This window comes from Pantoea sp. SOD02, assembly GCF_024707505.1.
Classification (GTDB): domain Bacteria; phylum Pseudomonadota; class Gammaproteobacteria; order Enterobacterales; family Enterobacteriaceae; genus Pantoea; species Pantoea symbiotica.
This window is the reverse complement of record NZ_CP102604.1, coordinates 1,530,863-1,552,967: the sequence shown is the minus strand read 5'-3', so window position 1 is coordinate 1,552,967 and position 22,105 is coordinate 1,530,863. Positions and strand designations below refer to the sequence as shown.

General features: G+C 53.7%; 19 protein-coding genes. 7 read left to right on the top strand and 12 right to left on the bottom strand.

The features are described from left to right. Nucleotides 1-74: 74 nt before the first annotated feature. Nucleotides 75-518, top strand: coding sequence for a YccF domain-containing protein (locus NR302_RS07130; RefSeq protein ID WP_008101434.1), 444 nt, complete (start codon nt 75-77; stop codon nt 516-518). Between the two features lie 9 nt (nt 519-527). Beyond that, a complete protein-coding gene (yccS, locus tag NR302_RS07125) occupies nt 528-2,666 on the top strand; it encodes a YccS family putative transporter (protein ID WP_258144881.1) in 2,139 nt (712 codons plus the stop codon). Here the strand turns inward: yccS and NR302_RS07120 are convergent. After that, nucleotides 2,663-3,289, bottom strand: a complete 627-nt coding sequence (locus NR302_RS07120) for a TfoX/Sxy family DNA transformation protein (RefSeq protein ID WP_061717085.1) — start codon at nt 3,287-3,289, stop codon at nt 2,663-2,665. The two genes, yccS and NR302_RS07120, sit on opposite strands and share 4 nt — an antisense overlap. A 222-nt stretch (nt 3,290-3,511) precedes the next feature. Between NR302_RS07120 and sulA the strand changes: the two genes are divergently transcribed. Continuing rightward, entirely contained in the window at nt 3,512-4,003 is a 492-nt protein-coding gene (sulA, locus tag NR302_RS07115; protein ID WP_258144880.1) for an SOS-induced cell division inhibitor SulA, read from the top strand. A gap of 350 nt (nt 4,004-4,353) precedes the next feature. Next, a complete protein-coding gene (ompA, locus tag NR302_RS07110) occupies nt 4,354-5,424 on the top strand; it encodes a porin OmpA (RefSeq protein WP_008101442.1) in 1,071 nt (356 codons plus the stop codon). A 73-nt stretch (nt 5,425-5,497) separates the two neighbouring features. Here the strand turns inward: ompA and matP are convergent, their stop codons facing one another. Continuing rightward, nucleotides 5,498-5,965, bottom strand: coding sequence for a macrodomain Ter protein MatP (gene matP / locus NR302_RS07105; protein WP_008101445.1), 468 nt, complete (start codon nt 5,963-5,965; stop codon nt 5,498-5,500). A 53-nt stretch (nt 5,966-6,018) separates the two neighbouring features. On the opposite strand from matP, the gene NR302_RS07100 reads away from it, so the two are divergent. Both NR302_RS07100 and fabA read left to right on the top strand, forming a co-directional pair. Beyond that, nucleotides 6,019-7,881: a Lon protease family protein gene (locus tag NR302_RS07100; RefSeq protein ID WP_258144879.1), complete on the top strand. Its 1,863-nt coding sequence runs from the start codon at nt 6,019-6,021 to the stop codon at nt 7,879-7,881. Between the two features lie 67 nt (nt 7,882-7,948). Continuing rightward, a complete protein-coding gene (gene fabA, locus NR302_RS07095; protein ID WP_007887361.1) occupies nt 7,949-8,467 on the top strand; it encodes a bifunctional 3-hydroxydecanoyl-ACP dehydratase/trans-2-decenoyl-ACP isomerase in 519 nt (172 codons plus the stop codon). A 66-nt stretch (nt 8,468-8,533) separates the two neighbouring features. On the opposite strand, the gene rmf is transcribed toward fabA, so the two are convergent. From rmf to rlmKL, 6 genes are all read right to left on the bottom strand, one after another. Further along, complete coding sequence (gene rmf / locus NR302_RS07090; protein ID WP_071531634.1) at nt 8,534-8,701, bottom strand: ribosome modulation factor; 168 nt, start codon at nt 8,699-8,701, stop codon at nt 8,534-8,536. Between the two features lie 271 nt (nt 8,702-8,972). Then, nucleotides 8,973-9,539 carry a membrane integrity-associated transporter subunit PqiC gene (gene pqiC / locus NR302_RS07085; protein ID WP_008101448.1) on the bottom strand — a complete coding sequence of 189 codons (567 nt, stop codon included), beginning with the start codon at nt 9,537-9,539 and terminating at the stop codon, nt 8,973-8,975. Next, entirely contained in the window at nt 9,536-11,179 is a 1,644-nt protein-coding gene (pqiB, locus tag NR302_RS07080; RefSeq protein ID WP_258144878.1) for an intermembrane transport protein PqiB, read from the bottom strand. Before pqiB ends, pqiC begins: the two co-directional genes overlap by 4 nt. Continuing rightward, nucleotides 11,151-12,434 (bottom strand): membrane integrity-associated transporter subunit PqiA, encoded by a 1,284-nt coding sequence (gene pqiA / locus NR302_RS07075; protein ID WP_258144877.1) that lies wholly within the window; start codon nt 12,432-12,434, stop codon nt 11,151-11,153. Before pqiA ends, pqiB begins: the two co-directional genes overlap by 29 nt. A 15-nt stretch (nt 12,435-12,449) precedes the next feature. After that, the gene (locus NR302_RS07070) at nt 12,450-14,360 is read right to left on the bottom strand and encodes an ABC transporter ATP-binding protein (protein ID WP_258144876.1); all 1,911 of its coding nucleotides are present in this window, start codon (nt 14,358-14,360) and stop codon (nt 12,450-12,452) included. A 5-nt stretch (nt 14,361-14,365) separates the two neighbouring features. Further along, nucleotides 14,366-16,483: a bifunctional 23S rRNA (guanine(2069)-N(7))-methyltransferase RlmK/23S rRNA (guanine(2445)-N(2))-methyltransferase RlmL gene (rlmKL, locus tag NR302_RS07065; protein ID WP_008101457.1), complete on the bottom strand. Its 2,118-nt coding sequence runs from the start codon at nt 16,481-16,483 to the stop codon at nt 14,366-14,368. 108 nt (nt 16,484-16,591) lie between these two features. Here rlmKL and NR302_RS07060 point away from each other — a divergent pair, with 108 nt between their 5' ends. Then, on the top strand, nt 16,592-17,701 hold the full coding sequence (locus NR302_RS07060; RefSeq protein ID WP_258144875.1) for a YcbX family protein: 1,110 nt from the start codon (nt 16,592-16,594) through the stop codon (nt 17,699-17,701). A gap of 5 nt (nt 17,702-17,706) precedes the next feature. Here the strand turns inward: NR302_RS07060 and NR302_RS07055 are convergent, their stop codons facing one another. The 4 genes from NR302_RS07055 to NR302_RS07040 all read right to left on the bottom strand — a co-directional run bounded on the left by NR302_RS07055 (nt 17,707) and on the right by NR302_RS07040 (nt 22,049). Further along, entirely contained in the window at nt 17,707-18,249 is a 543-nt protein-coding gene (locus tag NR302_RS07055; protein ID WP_258144874.1) for a cell division protein ZapC, read from the bottom strand. Nucleotides 18,250-18,397: 148 nt separating this feature from the next. Continuing rightward, nucleotides 18,398-19,408: a quinone-dependent dihydroorotate dehydrogenase gene (gene pyrD / locus NR302_RS07050; protein ID WP_154192141.1), complete on the bottom strand. Its 1,011-nt coding sequence runs from the start codon at nt 19,406-19,408 to the stop codon at nt 18,398-18,400. 119 nt (nt 19,409-19,527) lie between these two features. After that, nucleotides 19,528-20,529 carry a glycosyltransferase gene (locus NR302_RS07045; protein ID WP_238541688.1) on the bottom strand — a complete coding sequence of 334 codons (1,002 nt, stop codon included), beginning with the start codon at nt 20,527-20,529 and terminating at the stop codon, nt 19,528-19,530. Nucleotides 20,530-20,531: 2 nt separating this feature from the next. Further along, a complete protein-coding gene (locus NR302_RS07040; RefSeq protein ID WP_258144873.1) occupies nt 20,532-22,049 on the bottom strand; it encodes a lipopolysaccharide biosynthesis protein in 1,518 nt (505 codons plus the stop codon). Nucleotides 22,050-22,105: the final 56 nt, after the last annotated feature.

The following is a 22,105-nucleotide window of genomic DNA, read 5'->3' as shown; positions in this document are numbered from 1 at the left end:
TCTTGGCGCTCCAGCCTTAAAAAGAGCTAAACTTGGCGCCACATATTGCGGATTGCAAAAGGAAAAACACGTTTATGCGTACCGTACTTAATATTCTTAATTTCATTCTCGGCGGCTTCTTCACCACCCTCAGCTGGCTGTTCGCCACGCTGGTGAGCATCGTACTGATTTTCACGCTGCCGTTGACGCGTTCCTGCTGGGAAATCACCAAGCTGTCTCTGCTGCCTTTTGGCAACGAAGCGGTGCATGTCGATGTGCTGCGCCCCGACAGCAAAAGCCATGTGATGAATACTGGCGGCACCTTCCTCAACATCTTCTGGCTGATTCTGTTTGGCTGGTGGCTGTGTCTGGCGCATATCTCGGCCGGTATCGTGCAGTGTCTGACTATCATCGGCATTCCAGTTGGCATCGCCAACTTCAAAATCGCCGCGATTGCGCTGTGGCCGGTGGGCCGTCGCGTGGTCTCTGTTGAAGAAGCCCAGGCCGCGCGTGAAGCCAATGCGCGTCGCCGTTACTGAGGCCGTTCAATGATTCATGACGCCTTGCCAGGCTGGCGACGTTATCTGTTTAACAGCAGCCTGCGCTATTTGCTGCGCATCTTCTTTGCCTTAACCGGATGCGCGGCGGTGCCGTGGTGGCTGCACCAAATCGAGTGGACCATTCCGCTGACGCTGGGTGTAGTCGCTGCGGCGCTGGCGGATCTCGATGATCGCTGGATTGGGCGTGTACGCAATCTGTTGATCACGCTGGTGTGTTTCTGTATTGCTTCGGTGTCGGTGGAACTGTTGTTCCCCCATCCGTGGGCATTCGGTTTGGGCCTGGCGCTTTCCAGCTGGGGCTTTATTTTGCTCGGTGCGCTGGGACAGCGTTATGCCACCATCGCCTTCGGTGCGCTGCTGATTGCGGTTTACACCATGCTGGGCATCGGCTTATTCCCACAATGGTGGATGCAGCCAGCGCTGCTGTTGATTGGTGCCCTCTGGTACAACTTGCTGACCTTTATTGGCCATTTGATGTTCCCGGTGCGCCCGGTACAGGAGCAGCTGGCAGGCAGTTTTTCCCAGCTGGCGCGTTATCTCGAAGCCAAAGCGAACCTGTTTGATCCCGATGGCGGCGATCAGGATGACGCCACGCTGGTTGCCACGGCGATGGTTAACAGTCAGTTGGTGGCACAGCTGAATCTCACCAAAAGCACCATTCAAAGCCGTTTGCGTGGTGATCGCGGTTCACGCAGCACGCGCCGCAGCCTGCACTACTATTTTGTCGCGCAGGATATCCATGAGCGCGCCAGCTCCTCGCATCTGCAATACCATCTGCTGCGTGATAACTGGCGTTACAACGAAGTGCTGTTCCGTTTCCAGCGCCTGATGAATATGCAAGCGCGTGCCTGTCGGCAGCTGGCGGAGACCATTTTGCTGCGTCAGCCGTGGCATCATGACAGCCACTTTGAGCGCACCTTCGAACGGCTGGAAACCGCGCTGCAACGTCTTCAGCAGAATGAGCCGCAGGATCCACACATTCACGCGCTGTTTTGGCTGCTGCGTAATCTGCGTGCTATTGATGCTCAACTGGCGTCGATTGAATCAGAACAGATGCTGGCCGAACCGTCCCCGCAGAGCGATCACCATCTATCACGGGAAGGACTCAGCGGCTGGGCGGATATCCGCTTGCGGCTCAGTCGCCATCTTAGCCCGCAATCTGCTCTCTTCCGCCATGCGGTGCGTATGTCGCTGGTGCTGTGCGTTGGCTACGCCTTCATTAAAATCACCGGCGTCGATCGCGGTTACTGGATCTTGCTGACCAGCCTGTTTGTCTGCCAGCCCAACTACAACGCCACCCGACGACGCCTGGCATTGCGTATTGGCGGCACCTTAGCCGGCATTGCCATCGGCCTGCCGGTCTTGTGGCTAGTGCCCTCGATTGAAGGCCAGCTGGTGCTGATTGTACTGAGCGGCGTGCTGTTCTTCGCCTTCCGCCAGATTCAGTATGCTCAAGCCACCTTGTTTATCACTTTGCTGGTTCTGCTGTGCTTTAATTTGCTCGGCGAAGGTTTTGAAGTGGCGCTACCGCGCGTGGTGGACACCTTACTGGGCTGCGGTCTGGCGTGGCTGGCCGTGGCCTTTGTCTGGCCAGACTGGCGTTTTCGCAAAATCACTGCCGTTGCCGATCGTACACTGGATGCGAACTGCCGCTATCTGGATGCGATTATGGAGCAATACCATCAAGGCAAGGACAATCGTCTCGCTTATCGTGTGGCACGTCGCGATGCGCATAACGCCGATGCCGAGCTAGCGTCAGTGGTGTCAAACATCCGTAGTGAACTCAAGCTACAACAACCGCTACGTGAGAATGCGTTTCGACTGCTGTGCCTGAACCACTCCTTCCTCAGCTATATCTCCGCATTGGGAGCGCACCGCGAACATCTCGCGGATAGCACCTTGCTTACCTTACTGGATGACGCCGTCTGCTTCATTGAAGATGTGCTGCAGATCGACCGGGTTACGGATGCTCAAGCCACTGAGATGCAGCAGGCGCTAATGCAGCGCATGAGCGAGATGAAAAACAGCCCGGATACACGCGCACCACTAGTGATTCAGCAATTGGGCTTGTTAGTCGCGCTGCTGCCTGAAATCGCCCGTCTACGCCGTACCCTCGTCAACGATTAAAGCGGTTGATGCTCCGCCGCGTGCTGGCGGAGCATTTTTAGATACCAGGTATAAAGCTCTTGCCTGATTGCGCTGGGTAACGCTGCTTCATGATGTCCTGATATTGCACCTTCCAGCGCCAACAGCGTTTTTAACCCAATGTGCTTATTCACCGCCCGCAGTTTCAGCCAGCTTTGTCGCGACCCTGTTTCACACAGCAATTGCACCGAACTGATCCCTACCTTATGCAGCATCAACTCTAATCGCAGGCTTAAATTCGGCAGATCTTTCAGACGCAGCGAGACAAGTCTGGTAGCCGCTTCGTCCTGTGCGGCACGCAGAGAACATGCTGACAGCTGCAATAACTGTTCAGGGTTTTGCCACAATTGCGTATCCACTTTGAAGTAGCTCAGTGTCACCGGCACGCCACGCTTACGGTACACCAGCGGTTCCAGTGAACGCTGTGCGTTATAGACGTGAAGCGCCTCGCTGGCTCGAAGATAGAGTGCATCCTCATTGATATACGCAAAAATTACCTTCTCAACAGTCAGTGCATAACCACCAAATTGCGTGCGCGATTCAATTTTACCTAATGCTGCCAACTGCGCTTTCGATTGCTCAACTACCGGGTTATATCTCTTCATAACGCCCCCTTCAATGGATTCCATGCGCGGGAAATTTCCTATAAAAGCTCGCAGATTCATCTGGTTAGAAGATAAAAAAAACGATTTAGCTGTTCAATGAATAAAAGCAGGCGGGCGGTATCTTGTGCAGAAATTGCGAGGCGTTTTCAGAAATTGAGGTTGATCTTTATCCAGGAAGTCATTACTGTACATCCATACAGTTCATTACTGAGTGATTAAATTATGCGTACTCAATTCTCTGGCTCTGCTGACCGTTCAAATCGTTTCGCTTCATCCAGCTTAGCGCAACCTTCGCTGGGTGGAATCACTGAACTGCGTTCCAGCGAACAACCTGGAATGATGCAACTTATGCTGTTGCCGGTACTAAAACAGCTTAGTGAGCAATCACGCTGGCAGCTGTGGCTCACTCCAGCGCATAAGCTGAATCGTAACTGGATGCAGCAGTCGGGATTGCCGTTAGAAAAGAGTATGCATATCACCGAATCTGAGCGTTTTAACACCGTGGAAAGTATGGTGAAAGCATTACGTACGGGTAATTACAGCGTCGTTCTTGCCTGGATTCCGTACGAATTGAGTGATGAAGAGCGATTAGAATTGGAACAAGCAGCGGCGGAAGGTGAAGCACTCGGTCTGATTTTGCGTCCGCAGGGACGTCAATATGCCCCTTCCAGACAACCTAACTCAGCAAAAATTCCGTCTGAATTGTTTCATTAAGTAAATTCCAGGAATTTTCTCAGCATTTTTTTTGCATAAGTTGCATCTAAGCTACTGATTCTTTTCCCGCCAGCTATGACAATGGCTTAGAAGCTTTTTTGTTTTCTAATACCGAAGATTTAGCCAGGTGATTTGTTAAAATGTGTGTATAAATCGCTGTTTTTTTGCTGCCCGGCGTCACATCATACTTGTAAGTTTCCAATCTCGTTGTAGACTTTAGCTCGCCAGGGTGCTCAATAACCTCCGTTTTTTCGGTAGAGTCAAAAGCGAGCGTTTAGACCCGGCGAAGGATTAACACAAAGAGCAACCTTTTTGCTCATTGCCTATTTGGATGATAACGAGGCGCAAAAATGAAAAAGACAGCTATCGCAATTGCAGTGGCACTGGCTGGCTTCGCTACCGTAGCGCAGGCCGCACCTAAAGATAACACCTGGTACACCGGTGCTAAACTGGGCTGGTCTCAGTATCACGATACTGGTTACTACGGTAACGGTTACGAGAACAACAACGGTCCAACTCACGAATCTCAGCTGGGTGCTGGTGCATTCATGGGCTACCAGGCTAACCCGTACCTGGGCTTCGAGCTGGGCTACGACTGGTTAGGCCGTATGCCTAACAAAGGCAGCGTGACCAATGGCGCGTTCAAAGCACAAGGCGTTCAGCTGGCTGCTAAACTGAGCTACCCAATCACCGAAGACTTTGATGTCTATACCCGTCTGGGTGGTATGGTATGGCGTGCTGACTCTACTCAGACCAACCCAACTACTGGCCGCATCAGCGACCACGACACCGGCGTTTCTCCGCTGGCTGCTGTTGGTGTTGAATACGCACTGACCAAAAACTGGGCGACTCGCCTGGACTATCAGTGGGTTAACAACATCGGTGACGCAGGTACCGTTGGTGCGCGTCCAGACAACAGCATGCTGAGCGTCGGCGTTTCTTACCGTTTCGGTCAGGAAGAAGATGCAGCGCCAGTTGTAGCTCCGGCTCCAGCTCCAGCGCCAGTTGTTGAAACCAAGCGTTTCACTCTGAAGTCTGACGTTCTGTTCACCTTCAACAAGGCAACTCTGAAGCCAGAAGGTCAGCAGGCTCTGGATCAGCTGTACAGCCAGCTGAGCTCAATGGATCCGAAAGACGGTTCTGTTGTAGTACTGGGCTTCACCGATCGCATCGGTTCAGAGCAGTACAACCAGAAACTGTCTGAGAAACGTGCTCAGTCTGTAGTTGATTACCTGGTATCTAAAGGTATCCCTTCTAACAAGATCTCTGCACGCGGTATGGGCAAATCTAACCCAGTTACTGGCAACACCTGTGACAGCGTGAAAGGCCGTAATGCCCTGATCGACTGCCTGGCGCCAGACCGTCGCGTTGAAATCGACGTGAAAGGTATCAAAGACGTTGTAACTCAGCCACAGGCTTAAGTTATCACGCAGTAAAAAACCCCGCTAAGGCGGGGTTTTTTTATGGCTGAATGTAATGAGAACGAAAAGAATTCTACTCTTTTTCCGAGCCACCATTCCCGAGGATCGCCTGCAGATCTTGCTTCAGCGTAGACATCTGGCTGGCATACTTCTCTTTGCGTTCGGCATCTTCAATCAATTGGACGATAGTTTCTGACAGCGTATTACTCCGACGCTGCGCCAATCCTGCCAGACGCTGCCACACCAGATATTCCAGATCGATCGATTTCTTACGCGTATGTTGATGCTCGGCATTAAAGTGACGCTTACGGCGCGCACGTATCGTCTGCTTGAGACGATTCTCCAAATCAGGATGAATGTGCTGGGCGATCCACTCGTTAACCTCAACCGGGCTATTTTCCATCGATAGCAGCGTATCAACCGCAGCTTGCGCCGCGCTAAGCTCAAGATGACGGGTGATCAGTTCACCCTCCCGATGCTTTTTCACCAGGTATTTCCACTTCCATCCACTTTCAAGATTTTCGAGTTGCTGGTATTTCATCGGAATCTCATCGTGATCACGTAACAAACTAAGAATAACAGCTTTTTTCCTGGATGCAGCAAGGAAAAACATGTTGCAGCCGTCACAATCCGGGCCGGAACTCCGCCGTGATTAACCGGGTTGATTCCTGTATAATCGCGCTTTTCCTAAATCAGACTAATGCGAATATTTTGACCAGCACTCAAATTACGTGGCAAGCCCTGCAGCCGGATAGCGACCGCTACCAATCCATTTTCTCGAACGTCTCACTGGAAGATTGCGATAGTCTTGCCGCGGTTCAGCCGCGTCTGCTGAATGCGCTGGCGCATTTGCATCATCAAACCCTGGGTTTTCCACTGCTGTTATTGCGCAGTCAGGAAAATAGCGATTACCTGGCCTGCATCGCCGATGCAGCGCAGCGTTTCCAGCCGGATGAGATTGCTCTCTACGGTGGTGACTATCATGTGATGGGCGACAACGTTAGCCTACTCGCGCCCACCGATATCAATCGTCCGTTTACCAGCCAGGGCGGCGTGCATTTCGCCGACTGGATTGAAGCTGAGCAACTGTTCGGTTGCGTACGTCAATATAAAGACCGTGTGCAGCCTGAACCAGGCTTACTGCATCGCGCCAATGGCGGCACGTTAATACTTGCGGTCAATACTTTGCTGGCACAGCCGCTGTTGTGGCTACGTCTGCGTAAGTGCATTGAGCAAGGTCGCTTCGATTGGTATTCACAGGATGAGCGTCAACCGCTGCCCGTCGCCATTCCCTCGCTACCGCTGCAAGTGCGTCTGGTACTGTGTGGCGATCGTGATGCACTGGCCGCCTTCCAGGAAATGGACGTCGAAGTTCATGAGATGGCGCTGTATAGCGAATTTGAAGAGAGCTTACAGATTCTCGACGAAGACGACATGACGTCATGGTGCCAATGGACGCTAACCCAAGCTGAACAAGCCGGATTAGCGCAGCCTGAAGCGGATTTCTGGCCATTGTTGATCACCGAAGCGGCACGCATGACCGGTGATCAAGACACCTTACCGCTTTGCCCACGCTGGCTCCGTCGTCAGCTGCAGGAAACGGCGCTGCATGGCGACAGCATCAATGGCGAAGCGTTAAAAGAAGCGCTGGAAGCACGCCAGTGGCGTGAAGGCTTCCTCGCCGATCGCATGCGCGATGAAATTCTGCTTAATCAGATCATGATTGAGACCGAAGGCGAAGTGGTTGGCCAAATCAATGGCCTTTCAGTGGTTGAGTTCCCTGGTCATCCGCGTCCGTGGGGCGAACCTTCACGCATTACCTGTGTGGTTCATCCGGGCGATGGCGAGTTCACCGATGTGGAGCGTAAAGCTGAATTGGGTGGCAACATTCATGCGAAAGGCATGATGATTATGCAAGCCTACCTGATTGCCGAGCTGGAACTGGAACAACAGCTGCCCTTCTCGGCTTCGCTGGTGTTTGAACAATCCTATTCCGAAGTAGATGGCGATAGCGCCTCACTGGCCGAACTGTGTGCGTTAATCAGTGCGCTGGCTAATCAGCCGGTTAATCAGCAGATTGCGGTAACCGGTTCAGTCGATCAGTTTGGTAACGTGCAGCCCGTCGGCGGCCTGAACGAAAAAATTGAAGGCTTCTTCCACATCTGTAACTCACGTGAACTGACCGGCAAGCAAGGTGTGATTTTCCCTGCCAGTAACGCGCGTCATCTCAGTCTGAATCAGGATGTAGTGGAGGCGGTTAAAGCCGGACAATTCCATCTCTGGGCCATTGAGAGCGTAGATGAAGCGCTGCCGCTGCTGACCGGTATTGCCTGGCAGAGTGAAAGCGGCGAATCATTGCTTAGCACCATTCAGGAACGCATTACCCAGTTGAACCAGCAGGAAGCTCGCCTGCGTCCATGGCCATTACGTTGGCTCAACTGGTTCAACCACAGCTGATAAGATTGCTCAGCGTACAACTGTTCGCTAATATTCGGGCTTCACTAAAAGAAGGCATATTGAGAACATGGTAGATAAACGCGAATCCTATAGTAAAGAAGACCTGGTTGCCTCGGGTCGCGGCGAACTGTTTGGCGAAAATGGACCGCCGCTTCCATCCAACAACATGTTGATGATGGACCGCGTGGTCAAAATGACCGAAGATGGCGGTAAATTCGATAAAGGTTTCGTAGAAGCCGAACTGGATATCCGCCCTGACCTGTGGTTCTTTGACTGCCACTTCATTGGCGATCCGGTGATGCCGGGTTGTCTTGGCCTTGATGCGATGTGGCAGCTGGTTGGTTTCTACCTCGGCTGGCTGGGCGCAGAAGGTAAAGGCCGCGCATTGGGCGTGGGTGAAGTGAAGTTCACTGGACAAGTCCTGCCTACCGCGAAGAAAGTGACCTACAAAATTCACTTCAAGCGTGTGATCAACCGTAAACTGGTGATGGGCGTGGCAGATGGCGAAGTCTTCGTTGACGGGAACCTGATTTACTCTGCGACTGATTTGAAAGTAGGTCTGTTCAAAGACACTTCAGCTTTCTAATCCTTCCAAACGAAAACCTCCGCACGCAGCGGAGGTTTCTTCCTTAATGATAGACATCCAGCAGTGCTAGGCCACCGCTGACCTGTCCTCCATGGCTTGACGCCAACCTCCCAACCAGTGAGACCGTGCATCGATCAATTGATAAGGGCATATCTCTTTTGAACGCCCTGTAATCCCGGCTTGGTAGCCTCGTGAATGTGCTCGTTCCAGGCGGTCTCTCTTCTGTCTCTTCATGCCTCGTTTCCCTCATTTTTCAGGTCTGGTGGAATCTGGGTGGAAAGAAAGAGTGGCGATATAATGTTCAACCACAGTAATGTTCTAACCCGATGCAGAAGAAAGGTCAATGCGCAAAATTCACGCCAATGTCATGTTTTTGACGTTAAAGTGCCATGTGGAATTGTCAGTGGAATGTCTATCTGGCTGATTAGACAATAAAAAAAGCCCCTGATTTGACTGCGATCACACTACAGCAAATCAAGGACTTAGCATAAGCATCGAACAAATCTTAATTTAGCGAAACGACACTATTTGCGATTTGTTGCGCCGTTTGCTGCCAGCCGAGAGCCAGAGTACGCACCAACGCATCATAGCCATCTTCAGTTTGCGGCAGCGTCAGATTAAAGCCATGTTTGATTAGGCGCCCTTGATGCTGCAGTAACCATTCGCCACTCACCACCACTTGCCCATCGTAACGTCCCTGGAAACCGGTGACATTGACGGAAAGCGTATCGTGGCTATCGCCCAGCGGAGCACCAGCAACCAAACGACCAGGCAGCGCTTTGCTGAGATTACTGATCAGCGTTTGCTGCAGCTGTTGATCAAGCGGACTGGCCCACAGGTTATTGGCCGCAATCACGTACTTCACATCGCTGGTCTGATACACCAGGCCATTGCCCGCCATATAATCCGGCACTGTCACCTGCTCGACCCAAATCATCGGCTGTCCAGTGCCAGCGGCACTTTCAACGCGCGCCACATTATTGCCCGCCGGCAGCTGATAATAGGTATTTTCAATGGTGCTACTGCAGCCTGCCAGCAGCAACAGCGCCCCGATAATTAGCCCTTTTTTCACTGTTTCGCCCTCTTTGGCTGTGGATCCTGGCCCGGCTTGGCTTCAAACACCAGCGCGTTACTTTTGCTATTCAGCGTTTTCAGCACCGGCTGCAGTTCACGCAGCACCTGATCAAGCCGCTGCATGTCGCCTACCAGTTTGCTGTAAGCCGGCGAACCTGGCTGCAGCCCTTTCATAATACGATTCAGTTCGCGCAGGGTTTGCTGCATATCTGAAGGCAGCGTTTTCATCGCCGGATTCGCCGTTACCTGATTGAGGTTATCCAGCGTTTTTTGCAGCTGCTGCAGCGTGCGCTGGCTCTCTTTCAAGGTACCGGTGGCTTCGTTCAGCACAGGATTGAGTGGCAAACCATTAATCTTATCCAGCGCCGCCATCAATTTCTGCTGAATCTGCGCCAGGCCGCCGCTGACGGTCGGAATCACTTCCAGTCCCGCCACTTCGTTCGGGCCTTTATACGCCGGTGCGTTGTCGTAGAAATCAAGATCGATAAACAGCGCGCCAGACAGCAGGTTACCGGTCTTCAGCGTCGCACGCAGACCGCGTTTTTTGCCTTCTTGCAGATGCTGCTCAAGATTGAAATCCCCGCCCAGACGATTAACAAAACGGTCCGGCTCAATGCGAATCAGCACCGGCACACGATAGTCAGTATTCAGCGCCTGATTCACACCAGGAATCATGTAAGGCACTTGTGAAACCGTACCCAGACGAATACCGCGGAACTCAACCGGTGCGCCAACCTGCAAGCCACGAATCGAATCGGTGAAGAACAGCAGGAAATCGGTGTGAGCACTGTAGAGCGAATCCTGGATGCTGCGCTGATCGTCGTACAGATGGTATTCCGCTTTGTTCTCCGCAGCACGGCCCAACTCAGCGCCGTCCGGCACGTCAAAACTGACGCCGCCGCTGAACAGCGTGGTGAGCGATCCCATCTCTACGCGCATGCCGGAAGCCGACATATCCACCGCAATGCCGCTGTCTTTCCAGAAGCGCACGTTGGTGGTAATAAGGCGATCATAAGGCGCCGAGATAAACAGCTGGTAAGCCATCATGCGTTTATCGGTATCAAAGGTGCTGGTTTCAACCGAGCCGACACGATAACCACGGAACAACACCGGATCGCCCGGATTCAGCTGTCCCGCTTTCTTACTGTCAAGCGTGACACGAATGCCTTTGGCATCCGGCGGCGCTAACGGCGGCGCATCCAGCAGTTGGTATCTCTCTGGCTTATCGCCCTTCGCGCCCGGCTGCAGTTCGATGTAAGCACCCGACAACAAGGTACCTAAACCGGAAATACCTTCGCGGCCAATTTGCGGTTTGACCACCCAGAATGCGCTATCGCCTTGCAGCAACTTTTCCATGCCGGAGTTGAGACGCGCTTTGATCTCGACGTGATGTAGATCGTCGGTCAGAACCGCGCTTTCCACCACGCCGACGTTAACGCTGCGGCTTTTAATGGTGGTTTTACCGGCTTCAATGCCTTCCGCATTCTCGGTAATCAGCGTGACTTCCGGGCCCTGATGGCTGAAGTGATAAAAAAGAATCCATCCGCCTATTAACAGCGTGATGATGGGTACAATCCAGACCGGTGACCAGCGTTTAATCTGGTCGACCTTAGCAGTCCCGTGATGGTTGTCCGTCAAGACGCGGCTCCTTACGTTCAGTTTTTCGTTGTCGATCCCACAGCAGGCGCGGATCAAAGGTCATGGCGGCGAACATCGTGAGAATCACCACCATGGCAAACAGCAGCGCACCCGGCGCAGGATACACACTCATCAGCCTTCCCATCCGCACCAGCGCAGAGAGAACGGCGATGACAAACACATCAATCATTGACCAGCGGCCAACGAACTCAACCACCTCATAAATCACGTGCATCTTTTCATCATCGCGCCCGCCGCGTCCGCTGCCGTGCCAGCACAGCCAGGCGATCGCCAGCATTTTCAGCGAAGGCACCATGATGCTGGCGATGAAGATCACCAGCGCTACCGGCCACGAACCGTCGCTCCACAGCAAAATCACCCCGGCCATAATGTTCGAGGGATATTGCGAACCGAGTGTTTCGGTCACCATGATCGGCATGATATTTGAGGGAATGTAGAGCATCACCGAGGTGATCAGCAGCGCCAGCGTCCATTGCAGACTGTTCTTACGGCGCGCATGCGCCTTCACACCACAACGCGGGCACGCCAGTTGGTCGGCGGGCAGAATAGCAGTACAACAAGGACAACTACGCAAACCCTGTTTTAAGCCGCTAATACCGGCCAGCGGCACTTTCGGCAGTGGCGGTAACGGATCGATACGTTGCCACACCCAGCGGCGATCAACACATTGAAACGCCCGCAGATGCAGCACGCAGAACAGACACCACGGCCAGAAGCTGCTGCCGAGGCCAATTTCACCGTACGCCATCAGCTTAACGAAACTGACCAGCACGCCAGCCATAAAGATTTCCGCCATGCCCCAACTACGCAGCTGAAACAGCACGCGCGCCAACCCAAGCCGCAGGTTATGCGGCATGCGAACGTTATTGACCAGCAGGATAATGGTGATCATGCAGAAGGCGGGAATGCCCTGCACAAACAGCAGAAACAGCGTTGCCAGGCTGCGGTAATCTTCACGATCCATCACCTGCGGAATTTCGAGCAGCGATATCTGGCTGCTCAATCCCGCGACGTGCATATTGATGAAAGGAAACAGATTGGCCAGCACCAGCATAAACAGCGCCGAAAGGGCGTAGCCGGTCGGACGTCGACGCGGCTCCTGCCAGTTGGCTTGCAGCGTGGTGTGACAACGCGGGCAACGCGCACGGCTGCCGACCGGTACAGCGGGCAGCTTTACTGTTAAATCACATTGTGGACAAAGACTCCACTGATGCGCTTGATCCGCTGCACACATGCTGACTCCTTCCGATTACGCGCCGTTTTTCAGCGCTTCCAGCTCTTCCCAACGTTCAAACGCCACTTCCAGTTCCTGCTCGGTTTGCGCTAACGCATCCAGAACCGGCTGGGTTTTATCGTGTGGCTGGCTGAAGAAGTCCGGATGACTCATTTTAGCCTGCAACTCACCGATGCGGGTTTCCAGCTGTTCCAGTTTTTGCGGCAGCTGTTCCAGTTCACGTGCCAGGTTATAGCTTAGCTTGTTGGCCGGACGTTTGGCGGCGTCACTTTTCTCTGCAGTTTTCGCCGGTGCAGCCGATTTGGCCTGAGTGGCTTTGCCCTGCTTATAAGCCGCGCGCTGCTGCTGTGCATCGTGATAGCCACCAACAAAGGTACCAATTTCGCCGTTTCCTTCGAAGATCCAGCACTCCGTCACGGTATTGTCGACGAATTGACGATCGTGGCTCACCAGCATCACGGTGCCCTGATAACCATCCACCAGCTCTTCCAGCAGCTCCAGCGTTTCGACGTCGAGGTCGTTGGTCGGTTCATCGAGAATCAGCAGGTTGCTTGGCTTGAGGAACAGACGCGCCAGCAGCAGGCGGTTACGTTCACCGCCGGACAAAGCGCGCACCGGCGTCATGGCACGTTTCGGATGGAACAGGAAGTCCTGCAGGTAACCGAGCACATGGCGCGGTTTGCCGTTAACCATCACTTCCTGCTTACCTTCAGCGAGGTTATCCATCACGGTACGATCCGGATCCAGCTCAGCGCGGTGCTGATCGAAGTAAGCGATTTCCAGCTTAGTACCGCAGTGCACACGACCGCTGTCGGCTTTCAGCTGATCCAGCATCAAACGCAGCAAGGTGGTTTTACCGCAACCGTTCGGGCCAATCAGGGCGATTTTGTCGCCGCGCTGTACCTGAGTAGAGAAGTCTTTCACCAGGGTTTTGCCACCCACGCTGTAATTGACATCTTCCATCTCAAACACGATTTTGCCGGAACGTGCCGCTTCGCCGACCTGCATATTGGCTTTGCCCATCACTTCACGGCGTGCAGAGCGCTCGTTACGCAGCGCTTTCAAGGCACGTACGCGGCCTTCGTTACGCGTGCGGCGCGCTTTGATGCCCTGACGGATCCACACTTCTTCCTGTGCCAGCTTGCGGTCGAACTCGGCGTTCTGCATCTCTTCGACTCGCAGAGCTTCTTCTTTACCGGTCAGGAACAGATCGTAGTTGCCCGGCCAGGAAACCAGCTTGCCGCGATCGAGATCGACAATACGCGTTGCCATGTTGCGGATAAATGAACGGTCATGCGAGATGAACACGATGCTGCCGCTAAAGGTCTTGAGGAACGTTTCCAGCCAGTCGATGGTTTCGATATCGAGGTGGTTCGTCGGTTCGTCGAGCATCAGCACACGCGGGTTGCTCACCAGCGCGCGGCCCAATGCCGCTTTACGCAGCCAGCCGCCGGAGAGCGAAGACAACTCGGTATCCGCATCCAGACCAATCTGCAGCAGCACGTCGTTGATACGACTATCCAGCTGCCATAGGTTTTGATGGTCAAGAATGGTTTGCAGACGGCCCATCTCGTTGAGGTTCTTCTCGCTTGGATCTTCCATCACCAGATGGGAAATCGCGTGATAAGCCTTAAGATGCTCAGCCTGCTCGGCCACGCCTTCGGCAACGAAGTCGTATACGGAACCGGTAATGTTGCGTGGCGGATCCTGTTGCAGACGCGCCACCACCAAATCCTGCTCATAAATGATGCGGCCATCATCCAGCGGCTGTTCGCCGTTGATGATTTTCATCAGCGTCGATTTACCGGCGCCGTTACGGCCAACCAGACAGACGCGTTCGCCCTCTTCGATATGCAGTTCGGTGTTATCCAACAGCGGCGCATCGCTGAACGAGAGGTAAGCGCCATGGATACTGATCAGTGACATAAAACTTATTCCTTACCGGCGTGGCTAACCAGCCAGCAGTTGTGAATTTGACGGTTGCGCGCGAAATCCTGCGACAGCGTTTTTTGGGTAATTTCCTGCGCCTGCAGACCCAGACGTTCTAAGCCGTCGAGATCCATTTTGAAGCCGCGCTTATTGTTGGAGAACATAATGGTGCCACCGCGACGCAGCAGACGTTTCAGGTTCTGCATCAGCATCATGTGATCGCGCTGCACGTCGAAATCGTCTTCCATGCGCTTTGAGTTAGAGAACGTCGGTGGATCGATAAAGATCAAATCGAACTGTTCGTCACTCTCGCGCAGCCAGCTCAGGCAATCCGCATGCATCAGGCGGTGCTGACGGCCGGTTAAACCGTTAAGACGCAGGTTGCGCTCGGCCCACTCGAGATAAGTACGCGACATATCTACGGTGGTGGTGGTTTTCGCGCCACCCAAACCGGCGTGCACGCTGGCGGTGCCGGTATAGGCAAACAGGTTGAGGAAATCTTTGCCTGCGCTCATTTTGCCCAGCATCTGGCGCGCGATACGGTGATCGAGGAACAAACCAGTATCCAGATAATCGGTGAGATTCACCAGCAGGCGCGCATCAAATTCCTGTACTTCGAAGAAATCGCCCTTCTCGCCCAGCTTTTGATACTGGCTTTTACCTTTCTGACGCTCGCGGGTTTTCATCACCAGACGATTCGCCGGAATCTCCAGCACGCTCAGCGTGGCGCTGATCACATCGAACAGACGCTGACGCGCTTTGTTGGCGTCCACGGTTTTCGGCGGCGCATACTCCTGAATCACCACCCAATCAGCGTAACGATCGACCGCCACGTTGTACTCAGGCAGATCGGCGTCATACAGACGATAGCAGTCGATATTCGACTGACGCGCCCATTTATCCAGCTTCTTCAGGTTCTTGCGCAGACGGTTAGCAAAATCTTCCGCGATCTGCGCGCCGCCTTCTGCGCTGGTTGCAGCCAGCTGATAGTTTTTCTGCACGCACTCAAGCGGGCCGTTTTTGGCTTTAAACTGGCGATCGGCACGCAGTTGCAAGCAGCTCAGCAGCTCTGGCGAAGCGCTGAACAGCGACAGATTCCAGCCGCCGAAATTCTGCTTCATGATGCGGCCCAGCTGGCTGTGCAAAGCAATCAGCGCTGGTTCGCTTTCCAGACGCTCACCGTACGGCGGGTTGCTCAAGACCGTACCGGTGATCTCTTTACCCGCCAGCGGATTCTTCAGCTTGATCACATCCTGCTGCGCGAAGGTGAACAGCTCGAACACGCCTGCACGACGAGCATTGGCGCGCGCCGATTCCAGCACGCGGCTGTCATTATCGTAGCCATAGAAACGGGCGGTCGCAGCGGCGGTGCCGACGCGTGCGCGCTCTTTCGCGGCAGCATGAACCTCCTGCCACACCGCCTGATTGTGTTTCTTCCAGCGATTGAAGCCCCAATGGGTACGCAACAGGCCAGGCGCGCGATCGCAGGCGATCAACGCCGCTTCCAGCAGCAGCGTACCGGAACCACACATCGGATCGACCAGCGGCGTGCTGCTCTGCCATCCGGAACGCATCACAATCGCCGCCGCTAAGGTTTCTTTTAACGGCGCGGCGCCGGTTTGCTGGCGATAGCCGCGCTGATGCAGTGAATCACCGCTCAGATCCAGCGCGATGCTGACGCGATCTTTGTTCAGCCACGCATTGATGCGGATGCCCGGCTGTTCACGATCAACGTTCGGACGTTCCAGGTTCTGACGGGTAAAGCTGTCCACGATGGCATCTTTGATACGCAGCGCACCGAACTGGCTGTTGCGGATCACCTCGTTGGTGCCGCTAAAATGGATGGCAAAACTGGTGTTGCTGTCGAACATCTCGGTCCATGGAATACTTTGCGCACCCACGTAAAGATCGAGATCGCTCCAGACGCCAAATTCTCCCAGCGGCAGCAAAATGCGCGAAGCCAGACGGCTCCACAGCAGGCTTTGGTACATTACATGGTCGTCGGCCTGAAAGTGGACGCCGCCCTGCACCACCTGCAAATCCTGCGCACCCAGCGCGTCTAGCTCACTTTTCAACAGCTCTTCGAGCCCACGCGCCGTACTGGCAAACAGAGAATTCATATCGTCACTTTTTACTCTTGCTTAAATTGCTGCGCATTATAGCGAATCAGCGTGCTATGTCATAAAGTTAGCTTCTTTTAAACTTATGACCCTATTTCTGGAGTGGTGATGATTACGCTTTCACGCCTTTACATCCATCCCGTTAAATCTATGCGCGGTCTGCAACTGTCACATGCGCAGGTGCTGGAAAGCGGTCTGGGCTTTGATCGCATCTTTATGGTGACCGAACTGGACGGCACGTTTGTGACCGCGCGCCAGTTTCCGGAAATGGTGCGTTTCACACCTGCGCTGCTGCCGGATGGCCTGTTTTTACAAGCACCGGATGGATCGCAGGCGCTGATTCGCTTCAGTGATTTCACCGCTGAGCAGTCACCTACCGAAGTATGGGGCAATCATTTTACCGCGCGTATTGCACCGGAAACGATCAATAGCTGGTTGAGCACCTTCTTCCCGCGTCCGGTGCAACTGCGCTGGACCGGCGCGGAACCGACGCGCCGCGTGAAACGTTTTGATCACGTGCCGCTGAGCTTTGCCGACGGTTTTCCCTACCTGCTGGTGAACATGGCCTCATTGCAGGATCTGCAACAGCGCTGTCCGGCCAGCGTGCGCGTTGAGCAGTTCCGACCCAATCTGGTAGTAAGCGGCGCGGCCGCGTGGGAAGAAGATAGCTGGAAGCGTCTGCAAATTGGCGAGATCACCTTTGAGATGCCGAAGCCGTGCAGCCGCTGCGTGTTTACCACTGTCGGCACCGAAACCGGCCGTAAACATCCTAATGGCGAACCGCTTACCACCTTGCAGGGTTTCCGCAGCGCGCAGGATGGCAGCGGCGACATCGATTTCGGTCTGAATTTGATTGCGCTCAACAGCGGCATTATTCGCGTCGGCGATGCGGTGACCATTTTAGAGAAGCAAACGCCGCGCGCTTACGGTGCGGGTGCCGTGGTCGAAACGCTGGCGCCGGCCGCCAGCAGTCACAGTACAGTAACCATTGATTATCAGGGTGCGCGCTTTAGCGGCGACAATCAGCAAGTGTTGCTGGAACAGCTGGAGATGCAGGGTTTCCGCATTCCCTACTCATGCCGCGCCGGACTTTGTGGCAGCTGCAAAGTGACGTTGGTCGCGGGTGAAGTGAAAGCACTGAAGAAAAGCGCTGTGCGCGCAGATGGCACGATCTTAAGCTGCAGCTGTATTCCGGCAGGCGATATCGAACTGGCGTAAGCCGATTACACCGCCCGCGCAAAGTGGGCGGTTTGTTCCTGCTGCTGTGGACGTAAACGATCGTTCATGATCTTGATCGCATCACCCAACTGCATACCTTTACCCGCCACGGTTAACGCATTTTGCGCTAATAAGCACAGCGCCGCATTTTCACCGCTTTCAACCACAAACAGTCGTGCCTGCTCGCCGCTATCGGCCAGCGTCACCGCCACCATATCGCCCGCAGCCGGCTGCCAGCTGTGCGCGTGATTAGTAAAGTGCCAGCTTTTAGGCATCAAGGGTTTGAGAAAACGGCTGGCCACCAGCGCGTTTAAAACTAATTCGGCACGCTGATCGCCTTTTAATCCACTCTGACGGCAACGTTCTTCAAAAGTAAAATAGAGCGCGGCGTCATCAACGCAAAAGCCGCTGATATTAAATGCATCAGGCGTCAGCATTTTGCGCGAGAAGCGCGAGCGAAATAACATGCCGTCGGCTAAATCCAGCATCATGCGGTCATGCTCTGCGTCGAAATACCAACGCCAGTTGTCATCAGGTTTGATTTTCATGATCTGCCCTGTGGTTTATCGCTGCGCTAAATGGCGCTTAATTAAAAAAATAAAGCTGAGAAAAAGCTGAAAAATGCACCAGCAGGACAAAATATAAACGAGCCGAAGGGATAAATAAACCCCTCGGCGCAGTAAAGTGGGAAATGTCTTAGAGGTGGGTCACGATATCTTTAATTAAGCCTGGGCCTTTATAAATAAATCCGGAGTATATCTGCACTAATGTTGCACCTGCGGCAATTTTCTCGCGCGCAGAAACCAGCGAATCAATACCACCGACGCCAATAATAGGTAAGCGGCCCTGCAGCTCTTGCGCCAGGCGGCGAATCACTTCGGTGCTGCGTGATTGCACCGGACGACCACTTAATCCACCCGCTTCTTCGGCATATTTAAGGCCGGTCACCAGCGAACGATCGAGCGTGGTATTGGTGGCAATCACACCATCAATATTGTGGCGCAGCAAACTGTCAGCAACCTGGATCAATTCTTCTTCGGTAAGATCCGGCGCGATCTTTACCGCCACCGGCACATATTTAAGGTGCCGTTCTTGCAGCTCTTGCTGTTTTAATTTGATGGCAGAGAGAAGATCGTCCAGCGCTTCACCATATTGCAGCGTACGTAATCCTGGCGTGTTCGGTGAGGAAATATTGATGGCAATATAACCGGCGTGGGCATATACCTTTTCCATGCAGATCAGATAATCGTCTTTGCCATTTTCCACCGGCGTATCTTTATTTTTGCCAATATTGATGCCGAGAATGCCTTTAAAGCGCGACTTTTTGACGTTGGCAATGAGATGATCAACGCCGTGATTATTAAACCCCATGCGGTTAATAATCCCTTCCGCAGGCACTAAGCGGAACATACGCGGTTTATCATTTCCCGGTTGCGCCAGCGGCGTTACCGTTCCCACTTCGACAAAACCAAAGCCCATCGCGCCGAAGGCATCAATGCACTCGGCATTTTTGTCGAGGCCGGCCGCTAAGCCGAGCGCGTTCGGGAAGGTTAATCCCATGCAGGTGACCGGACGGGATGGCAGCGACTGGCGAATCAGCCCTTCCAGCGGGGTGCCGCTGATAAAACGCAGTTGTTGAAAGGTGAGTTCGTGCGCACGCTCAGGATCAAGCTTAAACAGCGCCGGCCGGACGATAGGATATAACATGCACTCTCCTCAATGACGGAAACCAGGGAAGTCGGGGTGCACGGGAAAATGTGCGCCAGAATGGTAAGGTGCTCTGGCGCAAAAGTAAATTGTTCTACTGCATCACAATTTGATCGTTATCAGCGTCGTGCAGAATAGCGGCCAAGCTGTTCACGACACGCCTGCAGGCCACTGTAAATCGTCGGGCAGTACCACATCAGCTTCAGACGCGCGCTGTGCTGCAACACATTGCGCACCAGCTGATTCACCTGCGGCTGCCAATCTGTCGGAATCACCATGTGATTTTTGCGGATCTGCGCCAGGCAGCTGTGCATCACCGTTTGGTAATAGCTATCCAGCAAGGCTGCATCCACCGGCAATTGCTGGTCACGCAGGAACTGTTCGCTGCTTTCACGCGCAATAAAGTAGTTTTTCACGTAGGAAAAATCGCGCGTGCTTTGCGACAGCGAAGTCAGCATAAAGCGCTTGTAATAATAGCTTTGGCTAGTGCAATAGATGTTACGCGCCTGCAGATAGAGCGCAAACATGTACGGTGCATCTTCATGGTTCTGGATCGGCAGAAACTGCAGCGCCAGTTGATCAATTAAGCGACGCGAAATGATGCTGCTCCACACCACGCGGTGCGCCGACTGATGCTGCATCAGCGTACGCAAGCTGGTGCTGCCGCCGGGCAATAATCCACTGACGTGACGCTGATGAATGGTTTGATAGTGACGCTGCGCGGCGGGCAGATCGAAGAACATTTTTGCGCCAAAGCAGAACAGGTCAATATCCTCATGGCGCGCCTGCACGCGACGGAAGTCGGCGAACAAGTCAGTGGAGACAAAATCATCCGCATCCATGAAGTAAACAAAATCGCCGGTTGCTACTGAGAGCCCTTTCATACGCGCGGCACTGACGCCACCGCGCTCACCGCTCAGCAGCATCACCTGCGGATGCTGGGCCGCAAATGCCGTTAGCCAGGCCACGCTGCTATCGCTGGAGCCATCGTCGATAACAATGATCTGTTCCGGCGGCGATGACTGCCGCAACAAAGAACTCATCGCTTCTGGCAGCCAGGGCGCGCAATTCCAGTTCGGAATGATGACCGAAACCGTAGGGATACGGTGAGATGACATCATGCTCATCCTCTTTCCTCAACGTTAAACAACGGAATTTTGAGACGCTTCAACACCACGCTGTGCAGCAGGCAGCAGACACCAAGATTGAACGCGCCAATCAAGCCGAGCCACAGCAGGTTGATCCAACGATTTTGATTCCACTCGATCGGCAAGAAAGTGCTTAACCAGGCGATGGCGGCGGATACCGCCCAAATCAGCATTACGTCGCGGGTTAACCAGGTGAAATGAATGCCAGGCGCGAAACGGCGATGCACCAGCCACGCCCAACCCACCAAATAGAAGATGTTTTGCCCCAGCCACAACCAACCGGTGCCCAACGCGCCGTAGTGAATAGCGCACCAGATGTTGAGCGGCACCAGCAGCACGGCAAAGCAGGTGAAGCCTTTCATGTGCAGCTTGAGGTTGCCGTTGATGTATTGCAGGTGATAGAGCAAGCCACAGATGGCCTGAATGCCGCTGCCCAACGCGTACAGGCTGAGAACAAACGACATCTCATCAACAATCTGACTCTTCTGCGTCCACGCCCACAGCAGCGGGCCGGCGTAACAGGCGATAGTGATGCTGAGCGGTGCCATAAAGATCGCCACCGCCTGCGTGGTGTAGCGATAGAGTTTCAGCGACTCCGCATCGCCCTCTTTACGAGTTTTCATGCCGGTCATACGTGGCACAATCGCCTGCATTATCGGACTACTGAGCAACAGAATGCCGGTCGCAGCCGTCGCCACCACGGTAAACGAACCGTATTCGCTTAGCGGCAGCGTCTTAGAAAGTACCAATCGGTCGATTTGCGAAATAAAGGTCCACACCGCACTGGAGAATGCCGCGCTGAGGGCAAAACGAATAAAGGGTTTCAGTACCTCTTTCAGATCGCCGCGCTTCTCTTTGCGTGCCGCCTTTGGAATCAGCTGGCAGGACTTGTAGATACAGCAGGCCGCTTCGGCAATCGACACCAGCAGCTGCCAGATAAAGAACGCCAATACCGGATTGGAGAAGAACTGAATCACCAGCACTGCGCCGAAGGTGCGTAAGGTGGTGATGACCAGGTTGACGCCGTTCAGCCAGACTTGATGTTCGAAGCCGACAATCACGCTGCGATACGGACTGGTGCGCCAGCGAATCGCGGCGGTAATCACCATAATCGCCACGGCAATCACCACATCACCCGCCGGAAGATGACGCGCATCCAGCCAGTGCGTGGCAATCCACGGCGTTGCCAGCCAGCCCAACACCACCAGCACAATGGTAGAGAACAGGAAGAATTTGGTCAGCGTGGCAAACAGCGCCGGGAACCAGACGAATTCCGACTGATTGGCACGATAGCGCGCCGCTTCCCGCATTAAGGTGGTGGAAACGCCGGCATCGAGTAATTGCAGCCAGGTTAATAAGATCGAAAAGAAGCCCACTAAACCGTAGGCTTCCATTCCTAAGTGTTGAATATAAAGTGGTACAACCAAAATACCTGACAGCGTCAGATAGATTTGACCAACATAGTTGGCAATCGCGTTACGTTTTATAGACATAGGTGTTTTGGCATCTGGGGATTATCTCAGTGGCCTTAAGCGTGACATAAAAGTAT